The sequence below is a fragment of the Brevibacillus sp. FSL L8-0520 genome, assembly GCF_037963895.1.
GTDB classification, from domain to species: Bacteria; Bacillota; Bacilli; order Brevibacillales; family Brevibacillaceae; genus Brevibacillus; species Brevibacillus borstelensis.
This window is the reverse complement of record NZ_CP150171.1, coordinates 4,950,795-4,973,172: the sequence shown is the minus strand read 5'-3', so window position 1 is coordinate 4,973,172 and position 22,378 is coordinate 4,950,795. Positions and strand designations below refer to the sequence as shown.

The 22,378-nt window shown below is 53.1% G+C and carries 20 protein-coding genes; 18 read left to right on the top strand and 2 right to left on the bottom strand.

Annotated elements, in window-relative coordinates; genetic code table 11:
* The first annotated feature begins 55 nt into the window (after positions 1–55).
* From icmF to NSQ24_RS24305, 3 genes are all read left to right on the top strand, one after another.
* Positions 56–3,307 (top strand): fused isobutyryl-CoA mutase/GTPase IcmF, encoded by a 3,252-nt coding sequence (gene icmF / locus NSQ24_RS24315; RefSeq protein WP_003388458.1) that lies wholly within the window; start codon positions 56–58, stop codon positions 3,305–3,307.
* A 330-nt stretch (positions 3,308–3,637) separates the two neighbouring features.
* Positions 3,638–4,192, top strand: a complete 555-nt coding sequence (gene rpoE, locus NSQ24_RS24310) for a DNA-directed RNA polymerase subunit delta (RefSeq protein WP_003388457.1) — start codon at positions 3,638–3,640, stop codon at positions 4,190–4,192.
* A gap of 214 nt (positions 4,193–4,406) precedes the next feature.
* Positions 4,407–6,008: a CTP synthase gene (locus tag NSQ24_RS24305; protein ID WP_172920731.1), complete on the top strand. Its 1,602-nt coding sequence runs from the start codon at positions 4,407–4,409 to the stop codon at positions 6,006–6,008.
* Positions 6,009–6,148: 140 nt separating this feature from the next.
* Here NSQ24_RS24305 and NSQ24_RS24300 read toward each other — a convergent pair whose 3' ends face one another.
* A complete protein-coding gene (locus NSQ24_RS24300) occupies positions 6,149–6,946 on the bottom strand; it encodes a lipid II flippase Amj family protein (RefSeq protein WP_031932681.1) in 798 nt (265 codons plus the stop codon).
* Positions 6,947–7,104: 158 nt separating this feature from the next.
* On the opposite strand from NSQ24_RS24300, the gene NSQ24_RS24295 reads away from it, so the two are divergent.
* From NSQ24_RS24295 to spoIIR, 14 genes are all read left to right on the top strand, one after another.
* The gene (locus NSQ24_RS24295) at positions 7,105–7,479 is read left to right on the top strand and encodes a response regulator (RefSeq protein WP_003388454.1); all 375 of its coding nucleotides are present in this window, start codon (positions 7,105–7,107) and stop codon (positions 7,477–7,479) included.
* Between the two features lie 101 nt (positions 7,480–7,580).
* Positions 7,581–8,435 carry a class II fructose-1,6-bisphosphate aldolase gene (gene fba, locus NSQ24_RS24290; RefSeq protein WP_003388453.1) on the top strand — a complete coding sequence of 285 codons (855 nt, stop codon included), beginning with the start codon at positions 7,581–7,583 and terminating at the stop codon, positions 8,433–8,435.
* A 15-nt stretch (positions 8,436–8,450) separates the two neighbouring features.
* Complete coding sequence (gene fsa, locus NSQ24_RS24285) at positions 8,451–9,095, top strand: fructose-6-phosphate aldolase (protein ID WP_003388452.1); 645 nt, start codon at positions 8,451–8,453, stop codon at positions 9,093–9,095.
* 94 nt (positions 9,096–9,189) lie between these two features.
* The gene (locus NSQ24_RS24280) at positions 9,190–10,473 is read left to right on the top strand and encodes a UDP-N-acetylglucosamine 1-carboxyvinyltransferase (protein WP_003388450.1); all 1,284 of its coding nucleotides are present in this window, start codon (positions 9,190–9,192) and stop codon (positions 10,471–10,473) included.
* Between the two features lie 28 nt (positions 10,474–10,501).
* Positions 10,502–11,464, top strand: a complete 963-nt coding sequence (gene glpX, locus NSQ24_RS24275; protein ID WP_003388449.1) for a class II fructose-bisphosphatase — start codon at positions 10,502–10,504, stop codon at positions 11,462–11,464.
* A 51-nt stretch (positions 11,465–11,515) separates the two neighbouring features.
* Positions 11,516–12,793 carry a transcription termination factor Rho gene (gene rho / locus NSQ24_RS24270; RefSeq protein WP_024983748.1) on the top strand — a complete coding sequence of 426 codons (1,278 nt, stop codon included), beginning with the start codon at positions 11,516–11,518 and terminating at the stop codon, positions 12,791–12,793.
* A 106-nt stretch (positions 12,794–12,899) separates the two neighbouring features.
* Entirely contained in the window at positions 12,900–13,796 is an 897-nt protein-coding gene (locus NSQ24_RS24265; protein ID WP_003388447.1) for a M23 family metallopeptidase, read from the top strand.
* Between the two features lie 70 nt (positions 13,797–13,866).
* On the top strand, positions 13,867–15,138 hold the full coding sequence (locus NSQ24_RS24260) for a radical SAM protein (protein ID WP_003388446.1): 1,272 nt from the start codon (positions 13,867–13,869) through the stop codon (positions 15,136–15,138).
* A 105-nt stretch (positions 15,139–15,243) separates the two neighbouring features.
* Complete coding sequence (gene rpmE / locus NSQ24_RS24255) at positions 15,244–15,444, top strand: 50S ribosomal protein L31 (RefSeq protein WP_003388445.1); 201 nt, start codon at positions 15,244–15,246, stop codon at positions 15,442–15,444.
* 178 nt (positions 15,445–15,622) lie between these two features.
* Positions 15,623–16,195: a thymidine kinase gene (locus NSQ24_RS24250; RefSeq protein ID WP_024983749.1), complete on the top strand. Its 573-nt coding sequence runs from the start codon at positions 15,623–15,625 to the stop codon at positions 16,193–16,195.
* Between the two features lie 84 nt (positions 16,196–16,279).
* Positions 16,280–16,777 (top strand): YhcN/YlaJ family sporulation lipoprotein, encoded by a 498-nt coding sequence (locus NSQ24_RS24245; RefSeq protein ID WP_003388443.1) that lies wholly within the window; start codon positions 16,280–16,282, stop codon positions 16,775–16,777.
* Between the two features lie 238 nt (positions 16,778–17,015).
* A complete protein-coding gene (gene prfA / locus NSQ24_RS24240; protein WP_003388441.1) occupies positions 17,016–18,092 on the top strand; it encodes a peptide chain release factor 1 in 1,077 nt (358 codons plus the stop codon).
* Complete coding sequence (prmC, locus tag NSQ24_RS24235; protein WP_031932680.1) at positions 18,076–18,978, top strand: peptide chain release factor N(5)-glutamine methyltransferase; 903 nt, start codon at positions 18,076–18,078, stop codon at positions 18,976–18,978. The genes prfA and prmC overlap by 17 nt, the downstream gene beginning before the upstream one ends.
* Before the next feature lie 260 nt (positions 18,979–19,238).
* A complete protein-coding gene (spoIIR, locus tag NSQ24_RS24230) occupies positions 19,239–20,108 on the top strand; it encodes a stage II sporulation protein R (protein WP_327926443.1) in 870 nt (289 codons plus the stop codon).
* A gap of 101 nt (positions 20,109–20,209) precedes the next feature.
* Here spoIIR and NSQ24_RS24225 read toward each other — a convergent pair whose 3' ends face one another.
* Positions 20,210–21,007 (bottom strand): DUF3298 and DUF4163 domain-containing protein, encoded by a 798-nt coding sequence (locus tag NSQ24_RS24225; protein WP_031932678.1) that lies wholly within the window; start codon positions 21,005–21,007, stop codon positions 20,210–20,212.
* 224 nt (positions 21,008–21,231) lie between these two features.
* Here NSQ24_RS24225 and NSQ24_RS24220 point away from each other — a divergent pair, with 224 nt between their 5' ends.
* Positions 21,232–22,311 carry an L-threonylcarbamoyladenylate synthase gene (locus NSQ24_RS24220; protein ID WP_171506715.1) on the top strand — a complete coding sequence of 360 codons (1,080 nt, stop codon included), beginning with the start codon at positions 21,232–21,234 and terminating at the stop codon, positions 22,309–22,311.
* The last annotated feature ends 67 nt before the right edge of the window (positions 22,312–22,378 follow it).

Sequence of the window (22,378 nt, the reverse complement as noted above, 5' to 3'; positions counted from 1 at the left end):
CTTATGCAGCTGCTCGGTGAGCGCGTCACTTGATTTTTCGGGGAGAGTGAAATCGATGGAAACGGAAGTGTATCGCCCGCAAAACAAGGTTCGTTTTGTCACCGCAGCCAGCCTGTATGACGGTCACGACGCATCGATCAATATCATGCGCCGTATTTTGCAGTCGTCCGGGGTGGAAGTAATCCACCTCGGGCATAACCGATCCGTGAATGACATTGTGACCGCCGCGATCCAGGAGGATGTGCAGGGAATTGCCATCAGCTCCTATCAAGGCGGCCACGTTGAATTTTTTAAATATATCGTCGATTCTTTAAAAGAACGCGGCGCCGGGCACATCCGGCTCTTTGGCGGCGGGGGCGGCGTTATCGTCCCTCGCGAGATACGGGAGCTGGAAGAGTACGGCGTGTGCAAGATTTTTTCTCCGGACGACGGGCGGAGACTCGGTCTTCAGGGAATGATCAATATGATGATCCGCGAATGCGATTTCCCGACGGTCAAACAGCTTACCAATGAAGTGGAAGAGCTTCAGCGGCAAAATCATCAGGCTGTCGCCCGCCTTATCTCGCTGGCGGAGTACGCTGTGCAAGACCCAGAGCTGTTCGCGCCTGTCGAGGAGCGTCTCGCCGAGCCGGAGCGAGTAGTGCCGGTCCTTGGGATAACCGGTACGGGCGGCGCCGGCAAAAGCTCTCTGACCGATGAGCTGGTTCGCCGTTTTCTGCGGACGTACGCAGACAAAACGGTAGCGATCCTCTCTGTCGACCCCTCCAAGCAAAAGACAGGGGGTGCCTTGCTCGGCGACCGCATCCGCATGAACGCCAACAACACGCCGCGCGTCTACATGCGCAGCCTGGCGACCAGGCAATCCGGCTCCGAGCTCTCTGCTGCAGTAAAGGACGCAATCCGTGTAGTCCGCAGCGCAGGGTTCGATCTCGTCATCGTGGAAACGAGCGGGATCGGCCAAGGGGATGCACAGGTAACCGACGTGTGCGATGTCTCCATGTACGTCATGACCAGCGAGTTTGGTGCGCCGTCTCAGCTGGAGAAAATCGACATGCTCGACTTTGCCGATCTGATCGCGATCAACAAATTTGAGCGGAAAGGCTCGGAGGATGCGTTGCGGGAGGTGCGGAAGCAATATCGCCGCAACCACCAGCTATTTGAACTGCCGGATGAAAAAATCCCGGTGTACGGGACCATCGCCAGCCAGTTCAACGATCCGGGAACCAATGTGCTGTTTGCGGCCCTGATGCACAAGATCGTGGAAAAGACGGGCGCAGATTGGCAGGTGTCCGAGCTCGATCCGACTCCGGTCAAAACCCACAAGCCGTCGCTGATTCCAGCAGATCGGAACAACTACTTGCAGGAAATTGCCAACACGGTGCGCGGCCATCGGAAGTTCACCGAGGAGCAGTCGGCCATCGCCCGCAAGCTGTATCAGCTCCACGGGGCCAAGGAGACGCTGCTCGCCTCGGGAGACGAGGATGCGCGGCAGGTGTCTGAGGTTCTGGACAGACAGATCGCCCATTTTGAAAGCAAGCTTCATCCCGAATGCAAGCAAATTCTCGACAAATGGCCGAAGCTGAAGGAAATGTACAAACAGGATCAGTTCGTCACCAAAGTGCGTGACAAGGAGATCGTGACCAAGCTGTTTACGGAATCGCTGTCAGGCACCCGCATACCGAAAGTGAGCCTGCCGGATTTTCAGGATTGGGGCGAAATTTTGAAATGGTCGCTCAAGGAAAATGTTCCCGGCGAGTATCCGTATACGGCAGGCGTGTTTCCGTTCAAACGGGAAGGAGAGGATCCCAAGCGCCAGTTTGCCGGCGAGGGAACACCGGAGCGGACCAATCGCCGCTTCCACTTCCTTTCGCAAAACGACGAGGCCAAACGGCTCAGCACGGCATTTGATTCGGTGACGCTGTACGGGGAAGACCCCGATTACCGGCCGGACATTTACGGGAAAATCGGCACAAGCGGCGTCAGCGTCTGTACGCTGGACGACATGAAGAAGCTGTATGCCGGCTTTGACTTGTGTGCTCCGACGACGTCTGTGTCGATGACGATCAACGGACCGGCTCCGATGATTTTGGCCAAATTCATGAACACGGCGATCGACCAGCAGGTGGAGAAGTTTGCCCAGCGCGAGGGGCGGCAGCCCACGCCGGAGGAGTATGAACAGATCAAGGCATACACCCTCTCTACTGTGCGCGGGACGGTCCAGGCGGACATTTTGAAAGAGGATCAAGGGCAGAACACGTGCATCTTTTCCACGGAGTTCGCCCTGCGGATGATGGGCGATATCCAGCAGTACTTTATCGACCACAAGGTGCGCAATTACTACTCGGTCTCCATTTCCGGCTACCATATCGCGGAAGCGGGTGCCAACCCGATCACACAGCTTGCCTTTACCCTGGCGAACGGCTTTACCTATGTGGAGTACTACCTCAGCCGCGGCATGCACATTGACGATTTTGCGCCGAACCTGTCGTTTTTCTTCTCGAACGGTCTCGATCCCGAATATACGGTGATCGGACGGGTTGCCCGCCGCATCTGGGCGACTGTGATGAAAAACCGCTACGGCGGCAACGAGCGCAGCCAAAAGCTGAAGTACCACATTCAGACATCGGGCCGCTCCCTGCACGCCCAGGAGATGGACTTCAACGACATTCGCACGACCCTGCAGGCTTTGATTGCCATTTACGACAACTGCAATTCCTTGCATACAAACGCCTACGACGAAGCGATCACGACGCCGACGGAAAATTCCGTCCGCCGCGCGATGGCGATCCAGATGATCATCAACAAGGAAATGGGGCTGGCGAAAAACGAGAATCCGCTGCAAGGCTCGTTCATCATCGAAGAGCTGACCGACCTGGTCGAAGAAGCAGTGCTGCAGGAGTTTGAGCGGCTGAATTCGCGCGGGGGCGTGCTCGGCGCGATGGAAACGCAATATCAGCGCGGCAAGATCCAGGATGAGTCGATGTACTACGAGATGAAAAAGCACAGCGGGGAGCTGCCGATTATCGGGGTCAATACCTTCCTCAATCCGAATGCCTCCGAGGAAGACTACGAGATTGAGCTGGCCCGTGCGACGGAAGAAGAGAAGGAGCAGCAGATTCAAAACCTGCGGGCCTTCCAGGAGCGCAACCGCGACGCCGCTCCCGCCGCCTTGAAAAAATTGCAGGAAGTGGCGATGAACGGTGGTAATATTTTCGCCGAGCTGATGGAGACCGTGAAGGTGGCGTCGCTCGGACAGATCAGCGCCGCTTTGTACGAAGTGGGCGGGCAGTACCGCCGCAACATGTAAAAACAAAGGATCTCGCACATAGCGGAAGCGGTTGTCCCTCCCGAGGCGGCAGCCGCTTCCCGTCTTTTCCGTCTGGTTATTCCGGGATTCCCCAACCGGTTTTGCCGGCATTTCCCAACGATTTGAAGCGTAACGGGAGATTTGCCCAAAACCGGCGTTTGAATCCCTTGCATTTTCGTCTAAAATAAGGAATACTGTATCATAGCCAATTTATTGTTGGTTAACTGTGGCCGTGGGTTATCAGTTAGCATCGGTTATCATGAAGGCTCGGTCGGCTTCACGAAAGCTTGACAGTGGCCCAAGTTTTCTAAATGAAAGGACGTGCCTTGGGTGAGTCAAATACTTGCACATCTGGAACGTGAAAAACTAAACGAAATGGCTTTGGTCGATATCGCATACGAAATTTTGCGTGAAACCAATCAAACCCACAATTTTCGCGATTTGATGGATCAATTGGCCGAGCTGCGCGGAATGAACGAAGAAGAAAAAATGGCTATCATCGCTCAAGTATATACCGAAGTGAACATTGACGGCCGTTTTGTCTGCTTGGGCGACAACAACTGGGGACTGAAGCGCTGGTACCCGACGGATACCGTCGAAGAGACACAAGAAGGCGGCAAAAAGAAAAAGGTTATCCTCGACGACGACTTCGACGATTACGAGGCAGAGGAAGAGCTTGTCGAGGAATACGAAGAGGACGAGATCGCGATCTTCGAAGACGACGAGTTCACGGAAGAAGATGGAGACGATCTCGAAGAAGAGCTTGATCCCGACCTCGACGAAGATGAAGAGCTTGAGGAAGAAGAGCTTTTTGAAGAGGAAGACGACGATTTGGCAGACGAAGATCCTGTCGATGAATTCGACGATGAAAATGAAGATTTATAATTCTTGACTTACGCTTGGAAGACAAGATAAAATACTCCTTGGGCTTCACATGAAGAAGGATATTATATGGGAAACTACAAAACAAAAGTGCCCCTACCCGATTCGTTCGGGATAGGACTCGCTTTTGTTTTTTCTTTTTTGGGAGCCGTCTTCATTCGTGCATTCATCAATATCAACTGATCCAGGAAACAGGGGAAAGAGGGGACGTAAAACGATGACGAAGTACATTTTTGTGACAGGCGGGGTCGTATCCTCGTTAGGAAAAGGGATTACTGCGGCTTCTCTGGGCAGACTCCTGAAAAACAGAGGGTTAAAGGTTTCGATTCAAAAATGTGACCCATACATCAACGTCGATCCGGGTACGATGAGCCCGTATCAGCACGGCGAGGTATTTGTGACCGATGACGGGGCAGAGACGGACCTGGACTTGGGCCACTACGAGCGCTTTATCGACATCAACCTGAGCGCCAACTCCAACGTAACGACCGGAAAAATTTACTCGACCGTAATCGCGAAGGAGCGCCGGGGCGATTATTTGGGCGGAACCGTGCAGGTTATTCCGCACATTACCAACGAAATCAAGGACCGCATTTTCCGTTCGGGACAAGAGACCGGAGCTGACGTCGTGATTACCGAAATCGGCGGAACCGTCGGCGATATCGAGAGTCTCCCGTTCCTTGAAGCGATCCGCCAGATCAAGAGCGATATTGGACGCGAAAACGTGATGTACATTCACGTGACACTGGTCCCGTATATCAAAGCCGCTGGCGAAATGAAAACAAAACCGACCCAGCACAGCGTGAAAGAGCTGCGCAGCCTGGGCATTCAGCCAAACGTCATCGTGACCCGTACAGAACAGCCTCTGTCCCAGGACATGAAGGACAAGCTGGCACTGTTCTGCGACATCGACAAAAACGCTGTGATCGAGTGCGTAGATGCGGAAACGTTGTATGACGTGCCGCTCCAGCTGCAAGCGCAGGGACTTGACGACTATGTCTGCCGTCATCTCGGACTCACCTGCCAGGAAGCGGACATGACAGAGTGGAAAGCACTCGTGGCCAAGATCAAAAACCTGTCCAAGACAACCCGTATTGCCATTGTCGGCAAATACGTCGAATTGCCGGATGCTTACCTGTCTGTAGCCGAGGCTCTGCATCATGCCGGTTTTGCCAATGACTCGGCGATCAAGATCAAGTGGGTAAGCGCAGAAGAAGTTACTCCGGAAAACGTGCACGAATTGCTGGGCGATGTAGACGGCATTCTCGTACCGGGCGGTTTCGGGGATCGCGGTATCGAAGGCAAAATTACAGCTACCCGTTACGCTCGTGAGAACAAGGTCCCATTCCTGGGAATCTGTCTGGGGATGCAAATCTCGGTGATCGAATTTGCCCGCCATGTAGCTGGCATGGACGGAGCCAACAGCTCCGAGATCAACCCCGATACGAAATACCCCGTCATCGACCTGCTGCCTGAGCAAAAGAATATCGAGGACAAAGGCGGTACCATGCGTCTGGGCCGCGGACCGACGAAAGTCATCGAAGGAAGCCTGGCAGAGCGTGCTTACAACAGCACCATGGTGTACGAGCGCCATCGCCACCGCTATGAAGTAAACAACGACTACCGCGAGCAGCTCGCTAAGCTGGGCATGCGCTTCTCCGGTACGACTCCAGACGGACGTCTGGTAGAAATCGTGGAAGTGGAAGACCACCCATGGTTCCTGGCGACCCAATTCCATCCGGAGTTCACGTCCCGTCCGAACCGTCCGCAGCCGTTGTTCCGCGATTTTGTACACGCATCTCTGACCAATAAACGATAGTAAGCCAAAGAAAAACGCACGAGCGGATTTAGCCTCCGCTGGTGCGTTTTTGCATGCTCCAAACCAGTCTGCCCGGATAGGTGCAGGAGCTGGATTAATTTGCCAAAAAAGAGTGCGCGTGGAACCTTTTCGCCCTCCCTCTACGTCTGAAACAGAGGAGCGATCCAGGCGACCCAGTATGCGGCGGGCACGAGCAAAAGCTGTGCCAGCAACGTGCCGAAAAAGCGCGAGATCATCAGTCCCAAATAGATGTCGCGGATATGTGTCATCTCGCTCTGCCCTTGCATCGCCTTGTCTGTCAAGAGTCCCACTTGCGGATCGATGAAAATGGTCAGGATGATCGTGGCGATGCCGTTGATGGTCCCGGATGCCGACAAGACTGTCGCCTTGAACTCGGGCACAAGCAGCGAAGCGTAAAGGGTGGCTAGCACGCCGGTCGTGTAGATTCCGGTAACCATACAATTTAAAAGCAGCAGCCTGTACGGGATGCCCTTGATCCGAAAGCGGGCGAGGTCAGGCAGGCGCGGCAAGCGTATGTGATGCTTGACCTGACGGATACTATGGATGGAAACAGTCGTCTTTAGCATCTGGGGAAGCGAGCCTGTCAGCTCCAGGTGGGCGATCAGCCGTTTTGACAGCTGCACGAGTGTCGGAAACAGCAGAATAGCCGCCAATGTCCCCAGTGACGCCATACCGATGATCATGTGCAGAAAGGGAAGGACATCCGTATTTTCAGCAGACGCATGGTCGATCAGTCCCCCGGTGAACGGAGCCTGTATCATGTTGGAGGTGCGGGAGACGAGGACGATAATTCCGGTCAGGGAGAGCGCTACGGCGAGCCTCCCGGTCTGTATGCCAGCGTACCGCAGCGCGTAGGAGAGCGTCTCCGATGTATGGATAACGAAGGTAAACAGGCAAATAATCCAAACCATGTTCATGGCAGCGGGGTCTCCTCACATATACGAATGGTTGCCAATTATTATACTCGAAGACGGGGATGCGGGAAAATTTCAAGGACAGGAGCAGGATTTTCCTGAATTTAGGCGAATCAAGGTTATAAAGTTTACGGCCTTATAAGCAGGGGGATGGACGAAACATGCAGGATAAACGGGATAAAAAAGTGTTGGTTGTCGATGATCAGTACGGCATACGAATCCTGCTGTACGAGGTTCTTGGCAAGGAAGGCTATAAAACATTCCAGGCTGCGAATGGGAAAATGGCTCTGGAAATCGTCGAAAAAGAGTCTCCGGATCTGGTCATTCTGGATATGAAAATCCCCGGGATGGATGGCATCGAGATTTTGAAGCACATCAAAAAAATCAATCAGGATATCAAGGTTATCATGATGACGGCCTACGGCGAACTGGACATGATTAAAGAAGCGACACAGCTGGGGGCGTTGACACACTTCACCAAGCCGTTTGATATTGACGAGCTTCGCCTCGCTGTTCATCAGCAGTTGGCCTGTTGAGCAATCCTGGATATATCTATCAAGACAAGCGTACCTGTTAACAAGCAGATGTCTGTGGTATAATAAGCCACGTTACAGAGTCTGCTAAGGAGGATTATCATATGCCACTAGTACCTATGACCGCTTTTACCGAAGACGTCAAGAAGCATAAATATGCTGTCGGACAGTTCAACCTCAATAACCTGGAGTTTACGCAAGCGATTACGGAAGCTGCTATGGAAGAGAAATCCCCGGTCATTTTCGGCGTGTCTGAAGGCGCACTCAAGTACATGGGCCTGGATTACACGGTCGCGATTGCCAAGGTAGCGGCAGAGCGCTCCGGCGTTCCTGTTGCGCTGCACCTCGATCACGGCAGCAACTTTGACATCGTCATGAAATGTATCCGTGCCGGCTTTTCTTCCGTGATGTTCGACGGATCTCACCATTCGTTCGAGGACAACATTCGCCTGACGAAACAGGTTGTGGAGGCTGCCCACGCAGTTGGCGTCTCTGTTGAAGGCGAGCTCGGTACCATTGGCGGAGTAGAAGATGATCTGTCTGTTGACGAAGAAGACGCTACTCTTGCAAATCCTGAAGAAGCGATCCGTTTCTGGGAAGAAACCAAAGTAGACTACCTGGCTATTGCTGTCGGTACAGCGCATGGCATGTACAAAGGCGAGCCGAAAATCCGTTTCGACATTATCGAGAAGGTTGCAAACAGCATCGGTTCCCCGATCGTTCTTCACGGCGGTTCCGGTGTTCCGGACGAAGCGATCGTCAAATCGATTTCTCTCGGTGTCGGAAAAATCAACGTAAATACAGAAAGTCAAGTCGCATGCACGGAAACAGTACGCAAGGTGCTGGCAGCCAAGCCGAACGAGATCGACCCGCGCAAATATCTCGGTCCGGCTCGCGAGGCGATCAAGGAAGTTGTCAAAGGCAAAATGCGCCTGTTCGGCAGCAGCAATCGTGCGTAACCAAGGAGGTCCATCATGCGCTTTTTGATTGATACGGCAAACGTCGATGAAATCCGCGAGATTCACGAGTGGGGCGTAGTGGCGGGGGTCACGACCAACCCTTCTCTGGTAGCCAAGGAAGGCCGCGATTTTATCGAGACCTTAAAAGAGATTATCGACATCGTAGACGGTCCGATCAGTGCAGAGGTCATCAGCACTGATGCCAAGGGCATGATCGAAGAAGGCGAAAAGCTTGCTTCTTTGTCCAAAAACATTGTCGTCAAGGTTCCGATGACGGCAGAAGGCCTGAAAGCAGTCAAGTATTTTGCCAAGCGGAAGATTCGCACCAATGTGACATTGGTCTTTTCGGCCAATCAAGCGCTGCTCGCAGCACGTGCCGGAGCGACGTATGTATCTCCGTTCCTGGGACGTCTCGATGACATCGGTCATGACGGCATGCAGCTGATCGAAGATATTGCGGAAATTTTCTCTGTTCACGGTATCGAGACAGAAATTATCGCCGCTTCGGTACGCCATCCAGTCCATGTGACGGAAGCCGCTCGTCGCGGAGCCCATTTTGCGACGATTCCCCACAAGGTTTTTCATCAGTTGATTGCGCATCCGTTGACTGACAGCGGTCTGGAGAAGTTCTTGTCCGACTGGGCAAAAATGCAAAAGTAAGTCCCAACTGATCGTATTGTACGTATAAATATAAGAGCACCTTTTCCGCTGGGGAAGGTGCTCATTTCCCGATTAAGCCTGAGGAGAGCAAAACATGGAAAAGCTGATCATCAACGGGGGAACCCCGCTTCAGGGCTCGGTTACCATCAGCGGGGCAAAAAACAGTGCCGTTGCCCTGGTTCCTGCTGCGCTGCTGGCAGACGGGCCGGTTGTGATTGAGAATTTGCCGCATATTCAAGATGTGGAAATCTATCACGAACTCCTGCGAGAAATGGGAGCCGATGTGTTGTTCGAAGATGATTGGATGGAAGTGGACGGCCGCCCGATGAAGTCGATGCTGATGCCCAATGGACGCGTAAAAAAATTGCGCGCTTCTTATTATTTGTGGGGGGCGCTTCTGGCCAAGTTCGGGGAAGCGCGCGTCGGCTTGCCGGGAGGGTGCGACTTGGGGCCGCGTCCAGTCGACCTGCACATTAAAGGGTTTGAAGCACTCGGCGCCAAAGTGACGAACAAAAATGGTGTAATGACGATTCAAGCCCCGAATGGCAGATTGAAGGGCGCCCGTATTTACCTCGACCTGGTCAGTGTGGGGGCGACTATCAACATTATGTTGGCAGCCTCCAAGGCAGAGGGTGTCACGATTATCGAAAATGCGGCTCGCGAGCCGGAAATCGTCGATGTAGCTACCCTGCTCAACAATATGGGGGCCAACATCAAGGGAGCCGGGACCGATCTCATCCGGATCCAAGGGGTAGACCGCCTGCGCGGCTGTCGCCACACGATCATTCCCGACCGGATCGAAGCCGGAACGTATATGATAGCGGCAGCAGCGACCAATGGCAGCGTCACGCTTGAAAATGTGATTCCCAAGCATCTCGAGTCTGTCACAGCCAAACTGCGGGAGATCGGCGTGGACGTGCTGGAAATGGACGACTGTATTCAGGTGAACGGCAATGGGCAGTACCGATCCATTGATGTAAAGACGAGTCCGTACCCAGGCTTTCCGACGGACTTGCAGCAGCCGATCACGACGCTGCTCACTCTGGCTTCGGGGTCCAGCATTGTGACCGACAACATTTACAGCGCCCGTTTCCGCCATGTAGACGAGCTGCGCCGTATGGGTGCCAACCTGAAGATCGAGGGCCGTTCGGCAATTATCGAGGGAGGCAGCCAATTGAACGGCGCCAAGGTAGTTGCTTCCGACCTGCGGGCAGGCGCGGCTTTAGTCATCGCCGGTTTGGCTACGAACGGCGTGACAGAGGTGGAAGGTTTAGAGCATATCGACCGCGGGTATGAAAACCTTGTCAGCAAGCTGCAAAGCCTGGGAGCGAATGTTCGGCGGGTTAGCTTGGGAGAAAAGGAACGTCAACAGCAGTAACTCATTGCCAGGAGAGGAGTCTTCCAGAATGGAACGTAGTTTAACGCTTGAACTGGTACGTGTTACGGAGGCAGCCGCACTTGCCTCTGCGCGTTGGATGGGTCTCGGCAAAAAGGATGAGGCTGACGATGCGGCCACGACCGCAATGCGCAAAGAATTTGAAAACGTACCGATGGATGGGACAGTCGTCATCGGCGAGGGCGAAATGGATGAAGCCCCGATGCTGTATATCGGTGAAAAGCTGGGCCAGGGAGTCGCCCCGGCAGTCGATGTAGCCGTAGACCCGCTTGAGGGCACCAATATCGTTGCCAAGGGAACGTGGGGCGCTATCTCGGTTATCGCCGTTGCAGACAAAGGCAACCTGCTGCACGCCCCTGACATGTACATGGAGAAAATCGCCGTTGGCCCGAAAGCGGTGGGCAAGATCGACATCAACGCGCCCATCAAGGATAACCTGAAGGCGGTAGCCCAGGCGCAAGGCAAAGACATCAGCGACCTGGTCGCGATCGTGCTGGATCGGGACCGTCACCAGAAGATTATTCATGAAATCCGCGAAGCAGGTGCTCGCATCCGGCTGATTTCCGACGGAGACGTAGCCGCAGCGATCAACACGGCTTTTGAGGATACGGGTGTAGACATCCTGTTCGGTTCTGGAGGAGCTCCTGAGGGTGTTCTGGCTGCTGTAGCGCTCAAGTGTATGGGCGGTGAGATCCAGGGCAAGCTGCTGCCGCAAAATGCAGAGGAAGTGGAACGCTGCAAACGCATGGGATTGGTCAATCCTTATCAAGTGCTGCACATGGATGATCTGGTCAAAGGAGACGATGCTATCTTTGCCGCCACAGGCGTTACCGACGGTGAATTGCTGCAAGGCGTTCGGATTCAGGGCACGCGCGCTACGACTCATTCCGTCGTGATGCGAGCCAAGACAGGAACAATCCGTTTCATCGAAGGAACCCACCGCTTGGAACGCAAGCCTCGTCTGGTATTGTAATGCAGCAAATAGACGAAGATAGATGAAGAGTAAATAAAGAGTGGTGGAATTATGTTACTTTCAGAACTAGAAGAAAAGAAGTTGACCGATCTCTACAAGCTCGCGAAGGAGTATCAAATCCCTTATTACTCCCAGCTGAAGAAGAAGGAGCTGATCTTCGCCATCCTTCGAGCCAGAGCCGAAAGAGACGGTCTGATGTTTATGGAAGGGGTGCTGGAAATCCTGCCGGAAGGCTACGGATTCCTGCGCCCTATCAACTACCTCCCGAGCTCGGAGGACATTTACATCTCCCAGTCGCAGATTCGCCGATTTGATCTGAGGATGGGAGACTTGGTATCTGGTAAGGTGCGACCTCCCAAGGAAAATGAACGTTATTTCGGATTATTGCAAGTAGAGGCTGTAAACGGAGAAGACCCCGAATTGGCAGCCGAACGACTTCATTTCCCCGCCTTGACACCGTTATATCCTCAAAACAAACTCGTATTGGAAACGTCGCCAGAACGCGTTTCCGCCCGCCTGATGGATCTCATCGCCCCTGTTGGTCTCGGCCAGCGCGGTTTGATTGTAGCGCCCCCCAAGGCCGGCAAAACCATACTTCTCAAGGAAATCGCGAACAGCATCACTGCTAATCGGCCGGACATCCACCTGTTTGTTCTCTTGATCGATGAACGCCCGGAGGAAGTAACCGACATGCAGCGTTCTGTACAGGGAGAAGTAATCGCTTCCACATTTGACGAAGTTCCCGAAAACCATATCAAGGTAGCGGAGCTCGTGCTGGAAAGAGCCAAGCGGCTGGTCGAGCATAAGAAAGATGTCGTCATCCTGCTCGATTCGATTACCCGTCTGGCACGGGCCTACAACCTGGTTATCCCGCCCAGCGGACGTACGCTTTCGGGAGGTATTGATCCCGCCGCGTTCCACCGTCCGAAGCGGTTCTTCGGCTCGGCCCGCAACATCGAGGAAGGCGGCAGCCTGACGATTTTGGCGACTGCACTGGTAGAGACGGGTTCGCGCATGGACGATGTCATTTACGAGGAATTCAAAGGAACCGGCAATATGGAATTGCATCTGGACCGAAAGCTGTCCGAACGCCGCATTTTCCCGGCGATCGATATTCGCCGCTCCGGTACCCGGCGCGAAGAGCTGCTCCTTTCCAAGGAAGAATTGGAAAAGCTGTGGGCGATTCGCAAAAGCATGAACGAAACCTCGGAATACGTAGAGTCCTTTTTGAGGAAACTGGCAGACTCCAAAACAAACGAAGAATTTTTGCAAAGCATCGAAACGAAACAGACACGTGGAAAACAAAGCACAGTGACGGCGGGTTCTTAGACTCGCCGTCATTTTTTATGCGGACGAGGCATATCGTATAAAAGAGTGCTCGTGCAGATACTGAGGGCAAATCTGCCAGAAACGCAGGCGTGAAGGAGGAATGTCAGTGGATTACGAGCAGCTGCCGGCAGGGTGGGGGAGTCGCGACGAAGTGAAACAGGCCGTAGTCGAACAGGTCCTGTTTGAAGCATTTAACCCTTTTGCTTCCCTGGACAAACCGACTTCGACGAATAGAAGTGAAGTGATGACCTACACCGTAAAATACGGGGACACGATGTCGGAAATAGCCGAACGCTACGGATTGACGTTAAAACAACTGTTGGAGTTAAACAGGATGGTAAAGCCGAATCTGATGGGAATCGGCATGAAGCTGGTTTTGAATAAAGAAGAGATTACCCACTCCGTCAGGAGAGGGGAAACGGTGGACAGCATCGCCAGACGCTACAGTGTAAGCAAAGAAATGCTGCTGGAGCGAAACCCGCTGCTCCGGCTGATGGAGGACAACCTCTACATAGGTCAAACCATTCATATCCCCATCTCTGACATGAATTCGCTGACTGCCAAAGAGTGGCAGCGAAAGCGTAATGCGGTTACGACGGCCAGCCGCCAAGCCAACCGTTCGCGGGCTATGGATTGGCCGGTGAAGGAAGCGACTGTGACAAGCGGCTTTGGTACGCGGTGGGGAAGGATGCACAAAGGATTGGACATGTGGAACCAGAGCGAAGGGCAGACCCCGATCTACGCTGCGAAAGAAGGCGTTGTGGTGGAAGCGGGTGGAAATCGGGGCGGTTACGGCTTCATCGTCATTCTGGATCACGGGGAAGGCTTGCAGACGTATTATGCCCATATGCGCAAAATCATCGTGCAGCCGGGACAGCACGTGGAGCGGGGAGAAATGCTCGGCTACATGGGACGTACCGGCGATTCGACGGGTTACCATCTCCATTTTGAGGTCAGAGAGGATAACGTCCCCATGAATCCGCTTCGTTACCTCAGCAGGTAACCGTTCACATTTACATTGTCTGATCGTTGCGTTACAATGGGCTGAGCGAAAAAAGCGAGGCGATTGTACCATGTTTTTAGTGTACGCAGATGAAAAAGGCAATGTATACGACCACCCCGAGCTGCTCGCGGTGGCTCGCAATGGAGATATATTGACGGAAGTATTGGAAGAAGAATTGATTCCGCTGCCAGAGGGAGCTACACTCGTCAGCCTGCCCGATACCGTTCCGGTCGGGATGGACCCGGACACAGGCGAGATGGTAAAGCTCGACGGCTATACGTCGGTAGGAGCCTTGATCCCTCAAGGCTTTACACGGCTGCTGCTGCCTGGTTACGTGAAGACCGACAAAAATAGCAAGTTTCCGCTGTTTGGATATACAGCAGTTGTATGGAAAGACGATCGTTTCTGGGTAGCAGGCCGTCAGAGCGATGATCCGCACCAGTGGAACCCGCTGCATTTCCCGATGGACGAGCTTCGTCAGCGCGTAGAGAAGACGTTGGAGATGTTCCCGCAAAACCGGATTCTCCACCACCTGTCACACTGTGCATTGGAATACGAATGCCTGACAGCTTCCAACAACTTCTTCCATCGTTGGGAAGGAAGCCTGCCTGTCTCGTATACGTGCAATGCCGGCTGCTATGGCTGTATCTCCGAGCAGCCTGAGGACAGCGGTTTTCCGTCTCCGCAGACGCGGATGAACTTCAAGCCGACAGAGGACGAGCTGGTCGAGGTGATGCTGCATCATTTGCAGACACCGGAGAGCATTATCAGCTTTGGACAAGGCTGTGAAGGGGAGCCTTCCACGATGGCGTCCATCATCGTTCCGGCGATGCGCCGGGTGCGGGAACAGACAGATATGGGCTTTATCAACATCAACACGAATGCGGGCCTGACCGATCACATCAAGGGGATCGTCGATGCCGGTCTTGACCTGATGCGGGTGAGCATCATCAGCGCGATTGACGAGCATTACAACGCGTATTATCGTCCGCGCAACTACACGCTGGAAAATGTGGCCCGCTCGGCGGAGTACGCCGCTTCCAAAGGTGTGTACACGTCCATCAACTACTTGTGCTTCCCAGGCGTGTTCGACCGCGAAGAGGAAATGGAAGCGATGATCGAGTTTATCCGCCGGACAGGCATCAAGCTGATCCAGCTTCGCAACCTGAATATCGATCCCGAGAGCTATCTGGCAATGATCCCGCCAGCCAAGGGAGAGGTGTTCGGCATGAAGCAGGCAATCGAAATTTACCAGGAGGAATTGCCGGACGTCGTCATCGGTTCATTTACACATGTTCCGCCGGAGGATTTGCAGCGGAGGAAAAGGCTGGATAAGAAGTAAATTCAGTTGCTTTTCGATGCTGGCCATGCTACTATTTTCTATGTGTATTTTCTATATAACTCTGTTTCGGCAAACGATTCAGGGCGGAAAAGAGGTGTATGTGAGATGAAACCAGGAATTCATCCTAACTACAATGTAGTGAAAGTAACATGTGCATGCGGTAACGAATTCGAATCCGGTTCCGTGAAGCAAGCGCTGCGCGTGGAGATCTGCTCCAACTGCCACCCGTTCTTCACTGGTAAACAAAAATTCGTCGATGCTGGCGGCCGTGTGGACCGTTTCAAACGCAAATACAATCTTTCCTAATCGGAGATTGGAGCGACCAGGTAGAGCAATCTGCCTGGTTTTGTTTTTTTACCCCGATCACCAAAAATGCTCTTCCCGTCTGCCGGAATGAACCCATACAATAGATGTATAGGCTGTGGGAGACCCAGACCGTGCCCGAGATAAATACGTTTAACAAAAGCAAAGGGAGACAATAGACGTGGCGCAACTATATTTTCGCTATGGAGCAATGAACGCTTCCAAATCCATTCAGTTATTGACCGTGGCCCATAATTACGAACAGTCAGGAAAAAAAGTTCTGGTTTTCACACCCGCCATCGATGACCGCTACGGCGTCGGGAAGGTAGCCTCCCGGGTGGGGATTAGCCGCGAAGCCATTTCGATCGGGGATGACACCGATATATATGCGGTTGTGTCTGCCGAGGAGCCTTATCCTGATTGCGTTCTTGTGGACGAAGGACAGTTCTTGCATGCGGAACACGTTCAACAGCTGGTACGGATCGTCGATGAGCTGGATATACCGGTGATCGTGTACGGCTTATTGAAGAACTTTAAAAACGAATTATTCCCAGGCAGCGCCGGATTATTGAGCGAAGCGGACAAGATCGAGGAAATCAAAACGGTTTGTGTCTACTGCAATAAAAAAGCGACGCACATTCTGAAATACAAAAACGGCAAACCGGTATATACCGGCGAAACGATCGAGATCGGCGGAAACGACACCTACAGCAGCGTCTGCCGTCGTCATTACTACCACCCGCCGGTGGAATAGGCTGGCGTATGGCCGCTTCCTGTTGTCTGTGCATGGAGATTTCATCTGCTGCGCACACTATGACAAACAGGAGGTGGCTTTTTTATGCGACGCCTGCCCTATGGAAAAAGCGCGGCAGCTGCATTCGGTGCTGCAGCTTTGTTGCTTGTGGCTGCGGTCGGCTGCGGCCGGACGATGCCGCAGGAAAAAAGCTATGGCGCCAACAGCTACGATCCGCAACAGCACGCTACGATCAAGAGTGACCGAAGCGGAGATATCATTGACAGAGGGGCTCCGCCGATGGAGGATCGCGATCCCTTGATGGGACGAAACCAGAACCCGAATCTGATCATCGGCCACGCCAACGTTCGCAATACCCAGGTTGACATGGACAACATGGAGAGGATGGCTAGATCGGTATCCGGTGTGGAGGATGCAAGGGTTACCCTTGTGGGCGGGAACGCATACGTTACGTTGGACTTGATCCCGAATGTAACGGCCAATCAGGCTCGCACCATCGAACAAGAAGTCATCGCGGCCTTGCGGCAAAAAATACCCCGCTATGATTTCCACGTCACGTCAAACGACGCGTATCACCGATAACCATCTGACGGCTCGGCTTGTCCGGGCTGTTTTTCATGAGCAGGAAAACACCGCCAGATCATGTATTTCTTTGACTTTTTCGGGGTTTCCCCCTATAATTATTCTGTTACTTTCAATATTTTTTTACTGGCAGGCTTCGCTTCCTGGCGATGGCACTGCAGTGCAAAACAGGAAGCTTTCTTCATAGGATTTTTAGTGAAAGCAAGTACTTAATTTTTTCGTAATGGGGTGAATGACAGTGTTCGAGCGCTTGTCTGCGGTTGAAGAGCGTTATGAAGAGGTAACCAATCTACTATGCGACCCCGATGTCATCAGTGACACCAAACGGCTGCGGGAACTGTCCAAGGAGCAGTCTTCTCTGGAGGAGACTGTGACCGTTTATCGTGAATACAAATCGGTAGTATCTCAGTATGAGGACGCAAAGGCGATGCAGGAAGAAAAGCTGGATGACGAGATGCGCGAAATGGTGAAAATGGAAATCGCGGAACTCGCCAAACGCAAGGAACAACTGGAAGATCGGTTGAAAATCCTGCTGCTGCCAAAAGATCCGAATGACGATAAAAACGTTATCGTGGAGATTCGCGGAGCTGCCGGTGGTGATGAAGCGGCGCTGTTCGCGTCCGATCTGTTCCGCATGTACACGCGTTATGCAGAGCGGCACGGTTTCAAGGTGGAAGTTCTGGAAGCCAATCCGACTGACATCGGCGGTTACAAGGAAATTGTCTTTTCTGTCAGCGGCCGTGGGGCCTATAGCAAGCTGAAATTTGAAAGCGGTGCACATCGCGTGCAGCGTATTCCGGCAACCGAGTCGGGCGGCCGGATTCACACGTCTACGTCTACGGTGCTGGTACTGCCGGAAGCCGAAGACGTCGAAGTGGAAATCAACGAAAAAGATATACGCATCGATACTTTCTGTTCCAGCGGTGCGGGTGGACAGAGCGTCAATACGACCAAGTCCGCTGTTCGTGTTACGCATATCCCGACAGGCATCGTGGTGTCCTGTCAGGACGAAAAATCGCAGCATTCCAACAAGGATAAAGCCCTGCGCGTACTGCGCGCCCGCCTGTACGATTACCACATGCAGCAGCAGATGGCGGAGCAGGATGCTACACGCAAAAGCCTTGTGGGAACGGGTGACCGGAGTGAGCGGATTCGCACGTACAACTTTCCGCAAAGCCGCGTGACCGATCACCGAATCGGCCTTACTCTGCATCGTCTCGAGGCGATCCTGGAGGGCGAGATCGACGAAGTGATTGAAAACCTGATGCTGCACGAACAGACGGAGCAGTTGAAAAGCCATGCACACACAGCTTGATTGGTCCGATGTCGTGACGATACGAGAAGCCCTTTCGCGGGCTTCTTCCTTTTTGCGCAAACAGGGAGTAGCCGATCCTATGTTTGAAGCGGAACTGCTGGTACGGCACTGTCTGGGCTGGGACCGGACGAGATTTTTGATTTCGATGGGCGAACCGATTCCTGTGGCAGCGCGCGACCAGCTTGCGGCCCTGTGCGAACGGCGGAGCCGCCGCGAGCCGCTTCAGTACATGTTTGGAACCCAGGAGTTTTACGGACGTCCCTTTCACGTCCGTCCCGGTGTTTTGATTCCGCGTCCCGAGACGGAGATACTCGTGGAGCAGCTGCTTTGCCGGGCGGAGAAGCTATGGCCGGCCGATCAATCGCTGCAGGTCGTCGATATCGGCACAGGCAGCGGAGCCATCTGTGTCACCATTGCTTGTGAACGGCCTCACTGGCAGGTCAGCACAGTGGATCTTTCTCCCGATGCTACGGCCATTGCCCGTGAAAATGCGGAGCAGCTCGGAGCCAGGGTCCGCTTTTTGCAAGGGGACCTGGTACAGCCGCTTTTGGAGGCCCATGAGCGCGTAGACATTCTCGTGTCCAATCCGCCTTATATACCAAGCCGCGATGTAGATGAGCTGGATGATGAAGTAAAGGCATATGAGCCTCGGCTCGCGCTTGACGGGGGAGACGACGGTCTGGACTGTTATCGCCGTCTCTGCGATGCCCTGCCAAGCCTTTTGAAGCAGACAGCTCTGGTCGGGTTTGAGGTTGGAATACATCAAGCCCGTGATGTCGCCAGTCTGATGAAGGCTTCAGGGGTGATTGACCAGGTAGAGATCGTCGCTGATTTGGCTGGAATCGACCGCGTCGTAATCGGGATCAGAACGGGTCGGAAGGAATAGAGAGGAAACAGAGGGGTAGAAGAAATCGAAGATAAATCAAAGAAAGCGGCTCAAGCAGCCGTTTTTTTGTTTTGTTATAATTGCAAAATATGGTATTATATGGTTGGTCGGTAACGTGAACACTATGCGAAAATGGGAAGCTCCAGACGCTCCCGTCTGAATCTTTCAAATCGATAGGTATATTTCCGCCCCTCCCTGTCCATACTGATTTCTAAAGAGAGACAGAAGAGAAATCAGTTATGAGAGGGAGAAGGGTATCTATGAAACGGTTCTTTTTCGTAGCGTTTAGCTTTTTGACACTGATGATGAGCTGGGAGGGACAGCTTACATCCGCCAACGTGCTCGACAATGGACCGATCCCTCAGGAGTCTATCCGACTGCGAATTATCGCCAACAGCGATTCCATACAAGACCAGTGGCTGAAGCGGGAAGTCCGCGATGCCATTGTCGATCAAATGAACGTCTGGGTAAAAGACATCCGTTCCTACGATGAAGCGAAGGCGGTCGTCGCCAGCAAATTGCCGGAGCTGCAGGCACTTGTCGATAAGACCATGCGCGAACGGGGCTTCTCGTATAAAGCAGAAGTTGATTTTGGACGGGTGCCGTTTCCAACGAAGCTGTACGGCTCCTACGTCTATCCCGCAGGTGATTACGAAGCGCTCCGCGTCCGCATCGGCGACGCACAGGGACAAAATTGGTGGTGCGTACTGTTTCCGCCGCTCTGCTTTATCGACATGTCCAACGGCGACGCGATCGCGTCCGCTCAAGTTGAAAATGAAAGTGAATCACTCCCAACGAAAACAGCAGCCGATGCCAAAGCACCGACTGCCGACTTGGAACCTATATCGAAAAATACCGGGGAAAACGCTCCTCTGAACGATCTGGAAGAAGAGCGCGCGTCCCATCAGCAGTGGCGCCTGTCTCGCATGGAAGAAAGCTGGATGGGAGCCACAGCCGAAACCAACGATCATCAGGATGCTGGTGACATATCTGTACAAGCCTTTTCAGGAAGTGTCTCTGTACAAGAGCAGTCTCGGGAAGACGCAGGCCAAAGCGAGGAGACTGCCCCTGTACAGCCAAAAGTGGAAGTCCGTTTTTACCTCTGGGACAAGCTGGCTTCCCTCTTCTAACCAAGCCCCTCTCCTGCCTGTTCCTTATGGAGCAGGCTTTTTTTAATGGCTGGGCTCTTCCTTGCTTATAACTCATCCCGTTTGCACGATACAAACAAGCCTTACTTCAACAATTGGGCAACCTCCGGATTATACAGGTTAAAGACGTTCCCGGTAGGAATGGTGAAAGCAGGCATTCCAATGGCATAGGGACCGATTTCGTATTGGCCGAAATGAATGACAAGCTTGCCATTCTCGAAAGCAAACGACTGGTTTTCGGAAACGCCGGGGAATCCGTCCGCGATCCCGCTCAAATCCGGGTCTGCTTTGATTTGTTGGGCAATCAAATGGCTCAGGACATAGCGATAGTCATATCCAGGGCGGAAAAGATCGGAAAGCTGGAGGTTCTTCGCTTTTTCCACATTGGCGAGGTTGTAATAGACAACATCTGTTATCCCGTGGGCGCCCCCTGTGTAGCGGTACGTTTGAACGGCGAACGATACGAGCTTGCCGTTCATGTGCACTTCATAGGAGATGTCCAGAGCATGGGGCCGAAGCTCGTATCCGTATTTTTTGGCGGTGGCGGCATCTTCCTTGGCCATGTCTTGCGTTTCTTTGAGCGAGTCCTGGGCAAGTTTTTGCAGTTCAGCATTGAGCTTGGTCTCAAACGCCTTGTCTTTGAGTCCGCTGATGACAGGAATAGAAATCTTGGCCTCATACTCGGCCGTTTTGGCCTGAATCGTTTTCGGAGTGAAAACGACTCCCTGTACCTGAGCTTTTTGTGCAGGTGCAGCCGATGGCGCCGCTATGGCTGGCGTTGTTGCCGATGTGGCGGCAGCCATAGCGGGGGCGTTGACAGCGGCGAGCAAGAACGCTGCGCCAACAAGGCTGGTGACAATGGACTTGGACGGGGTTTTCATGCTTCCTCAATCCTTTCGCGGAAAAACAATGGATGTTATTTGATAGATAAATGATACTACAAGGAAACAAGGGCGAAGGTTAAAAAAAGTAACAGGATTGTTTTCCACCGACTGCCACAAGTTATTCACAAGTTATTCACAGGCTGTTGAAAACTTTTGCTTCCAACACTATACTTAAGGCACAAATCGTATACGAAGATGCGTATTGGAAAGGAATTTGACAGATGGCTTTGAAACGGAAAACAAAGGTATGGATTGTGGATAAAAATGTGGAAAATCTCCAAGCTTGTACACAGATTGTGGATGCAGCCCAATTTTTGCGTGATGGAGAAACCGTGGCTTTTCCTACGGAAACCGTATATGGTTTGGGGGCCGATGCATTGTCTGACGAGGCTGTGGAAAAAATATTCATGGCAAAAGGAAGACCGAGCGACAATCCACTGATTGTTCACATTGCAGATAAAGAGCAGGTTAACGATATTGCATCGTCTCTTCCGGAGAAAGGCGCTGCCCTGATTGAGGCGTTTTGGCCGGGACCATTGACTTTGATCCTGCCAAAAACAGAGAGAGTGGCTTCGCTGGTGACGGCGGGTCTTGATACGGTGGGCGTGCGTATGCCGGATCATCCCGTGGCATTGGCGCTGATTAAACAGGCGGGGGTCCCTGTGGCGGCTCCCAGTGCCAATCGCTCGGGCAGACCCAGTCCTACGACAGCTGAGCATGTCATGGCAGACCTTGCAGGCAGGATCGTCGGCGTAGTAGACGGCGGAGCGACTGGCGTGGGTGTAGAGTCGACCGTGCTTGATGTAACGGTAGAGCCTCCGCTTATTTGCAGACCGGGCGGAATTACGCGCGAGCAACTGGAGGAAGTCATCGGAGAGGTGGCGATCGATCCGGCCTTTTTGCCGGATGCGGCAGAAGCTCCGCGCTCGCCGGGGATGAAGTACACGCACTACGCTCCAGAAGGGGAAATGTGGCTCGTCGATGGCGAGGAGTCCCGGGTGTACGAGCAGATGCGAGCCATGCTCGCCGAGGCAAAACGGCACGGGCGCAAGACGGGCGTGATGGCAACAATGGAATCGCTCCCCTACTGGCGGCAGCAGCAGGTAGCAGATGTGGTCATTTCTGTCGGTTCGCGCTCGGAGCTTGAACAGGTAGCCCAGCACTTGTACGGTGTTCTCCGGCAGTTTGACGACGAACAGGTGCAATTTATCGTCGGCGAGACATTTCCGCGCTCAGGCATCGGCATGGCTGTCATGAACAGGCTGGAAAAAGCTGCGGGAGGACGCATTTTGGCTGTGTAACGAAAGGTTTGGCTTTTATCAGCATGTCTAAACTCCCTCTTGTCCGCATAAAAGTGAAGACAGGAGG

Bases quoted from the DNA above. Each gene is read 5' to 3' on its own strand.
- icmF (WP_003388458.1), top strand. From the start codon at position 56: ATGGAAACGGAAGTGTATCGCCCGCAAAACAAGGTTCGTTTTGTCACC.
- NSQ24_RS24305 (WP_172920731.1), top strand. From the start codon at position 4,407: ATGACGAAGTACATTTTTGTGACAGGCGGGGTCGTATCCTCGTTAGGA.
- NSQ24_RS24300 (WP_031932681.1), bottom strand. From the start codon at position 6,946: ATGAACATGGTTTGGATTATTTGCCTGTTTACCTTCGTTATCCATACA.
- NSQ24_RS24295 (WP_003388454.1), top strand. From the start codon at position 7,105: ATGCAGGATAAACGGGATAAAAAAGTGTTGGTTGTCGATGATCAGTAC.
- fba (WP_003388453.1), top strand. From the start codon at position 7,581: ATGCCACTAGTACCTATGACCGCTTTTACCGAAGACGTCAAGAAGCAT.
- fsa (WP_003388452.1), top strand. From the start codon at position 8,451: ATGCGCTTTTTGATTGATACGGCAAACGTCGATGAAATCCGCGAGATT.
- NSQ24_RS24280 (WP_003388450.1), top strand. From the start codon at position 9,190: ATGGAAAAGCTGATCATCAACGGGGGAACCCCGCTTCAGGGCTCGGTT.
- glpX (WP_003388449.1), top strand. From the start codon at position 10,502: ATGGAACGTAGTTTAACGCTTGAACTGGTACGTGTTACGGAGGCAGCC.
- rho (WP_024983748.1), top strand. From the start codon at position 11,516: ATGTTACTTTCAGAACTAGAAGAAAAGAAGTTGACCGATCTCTACAAG.
- NSQ24_RS24260 (WP_003388446.1), top strand. From the start codon at position 13,867: ATGTTTTTAGTGTACGCAGATGAAAAAGGCAATGTATACGACCACCCC.
- rpmE (WP_003388445.1), top strand. From the start codon at position 15,244: ATGAAACCAGGAATTCATCCTAACTACAATGTAGTGAAAGTAACATGT.
- NSQ24_RS24245 (WP_003388443.1), top strand. From the start codon at position 16,280: ATGCGACGCCTGCCCTATGGAAAAAGCGCGGCAGCTGCATTCGGTGCT.
- prmC (WP_031932680.1), top strand. From the start codon at position 18,076: ATGCACACACAGCTTGATTGGTCCGATGTCGTGACGATACGAGAAGCC.
- spoIIR (WP_327926443.1), top strand. From the start codon at position 19,239: ATGAAACGGTTCTTTTTCGTAGCGTTTAGCTTTTTGACACTGATGATG.
- NSQ24_RS24225 (WP_031932678.1), bottom strand. From the start codon at position 21,007: ATGAAAACCCCGTCCAAGTCCATTGTCACCAGCCTTGTTGGCGCAGCG.
- NSQ24_RS24220 (WP_171506715.1), top strand. From the start codon at position 21,232: ATGGCTTTGAAACGGAAAACAAAGGTATGGATTGTGGATAAAAATGTG.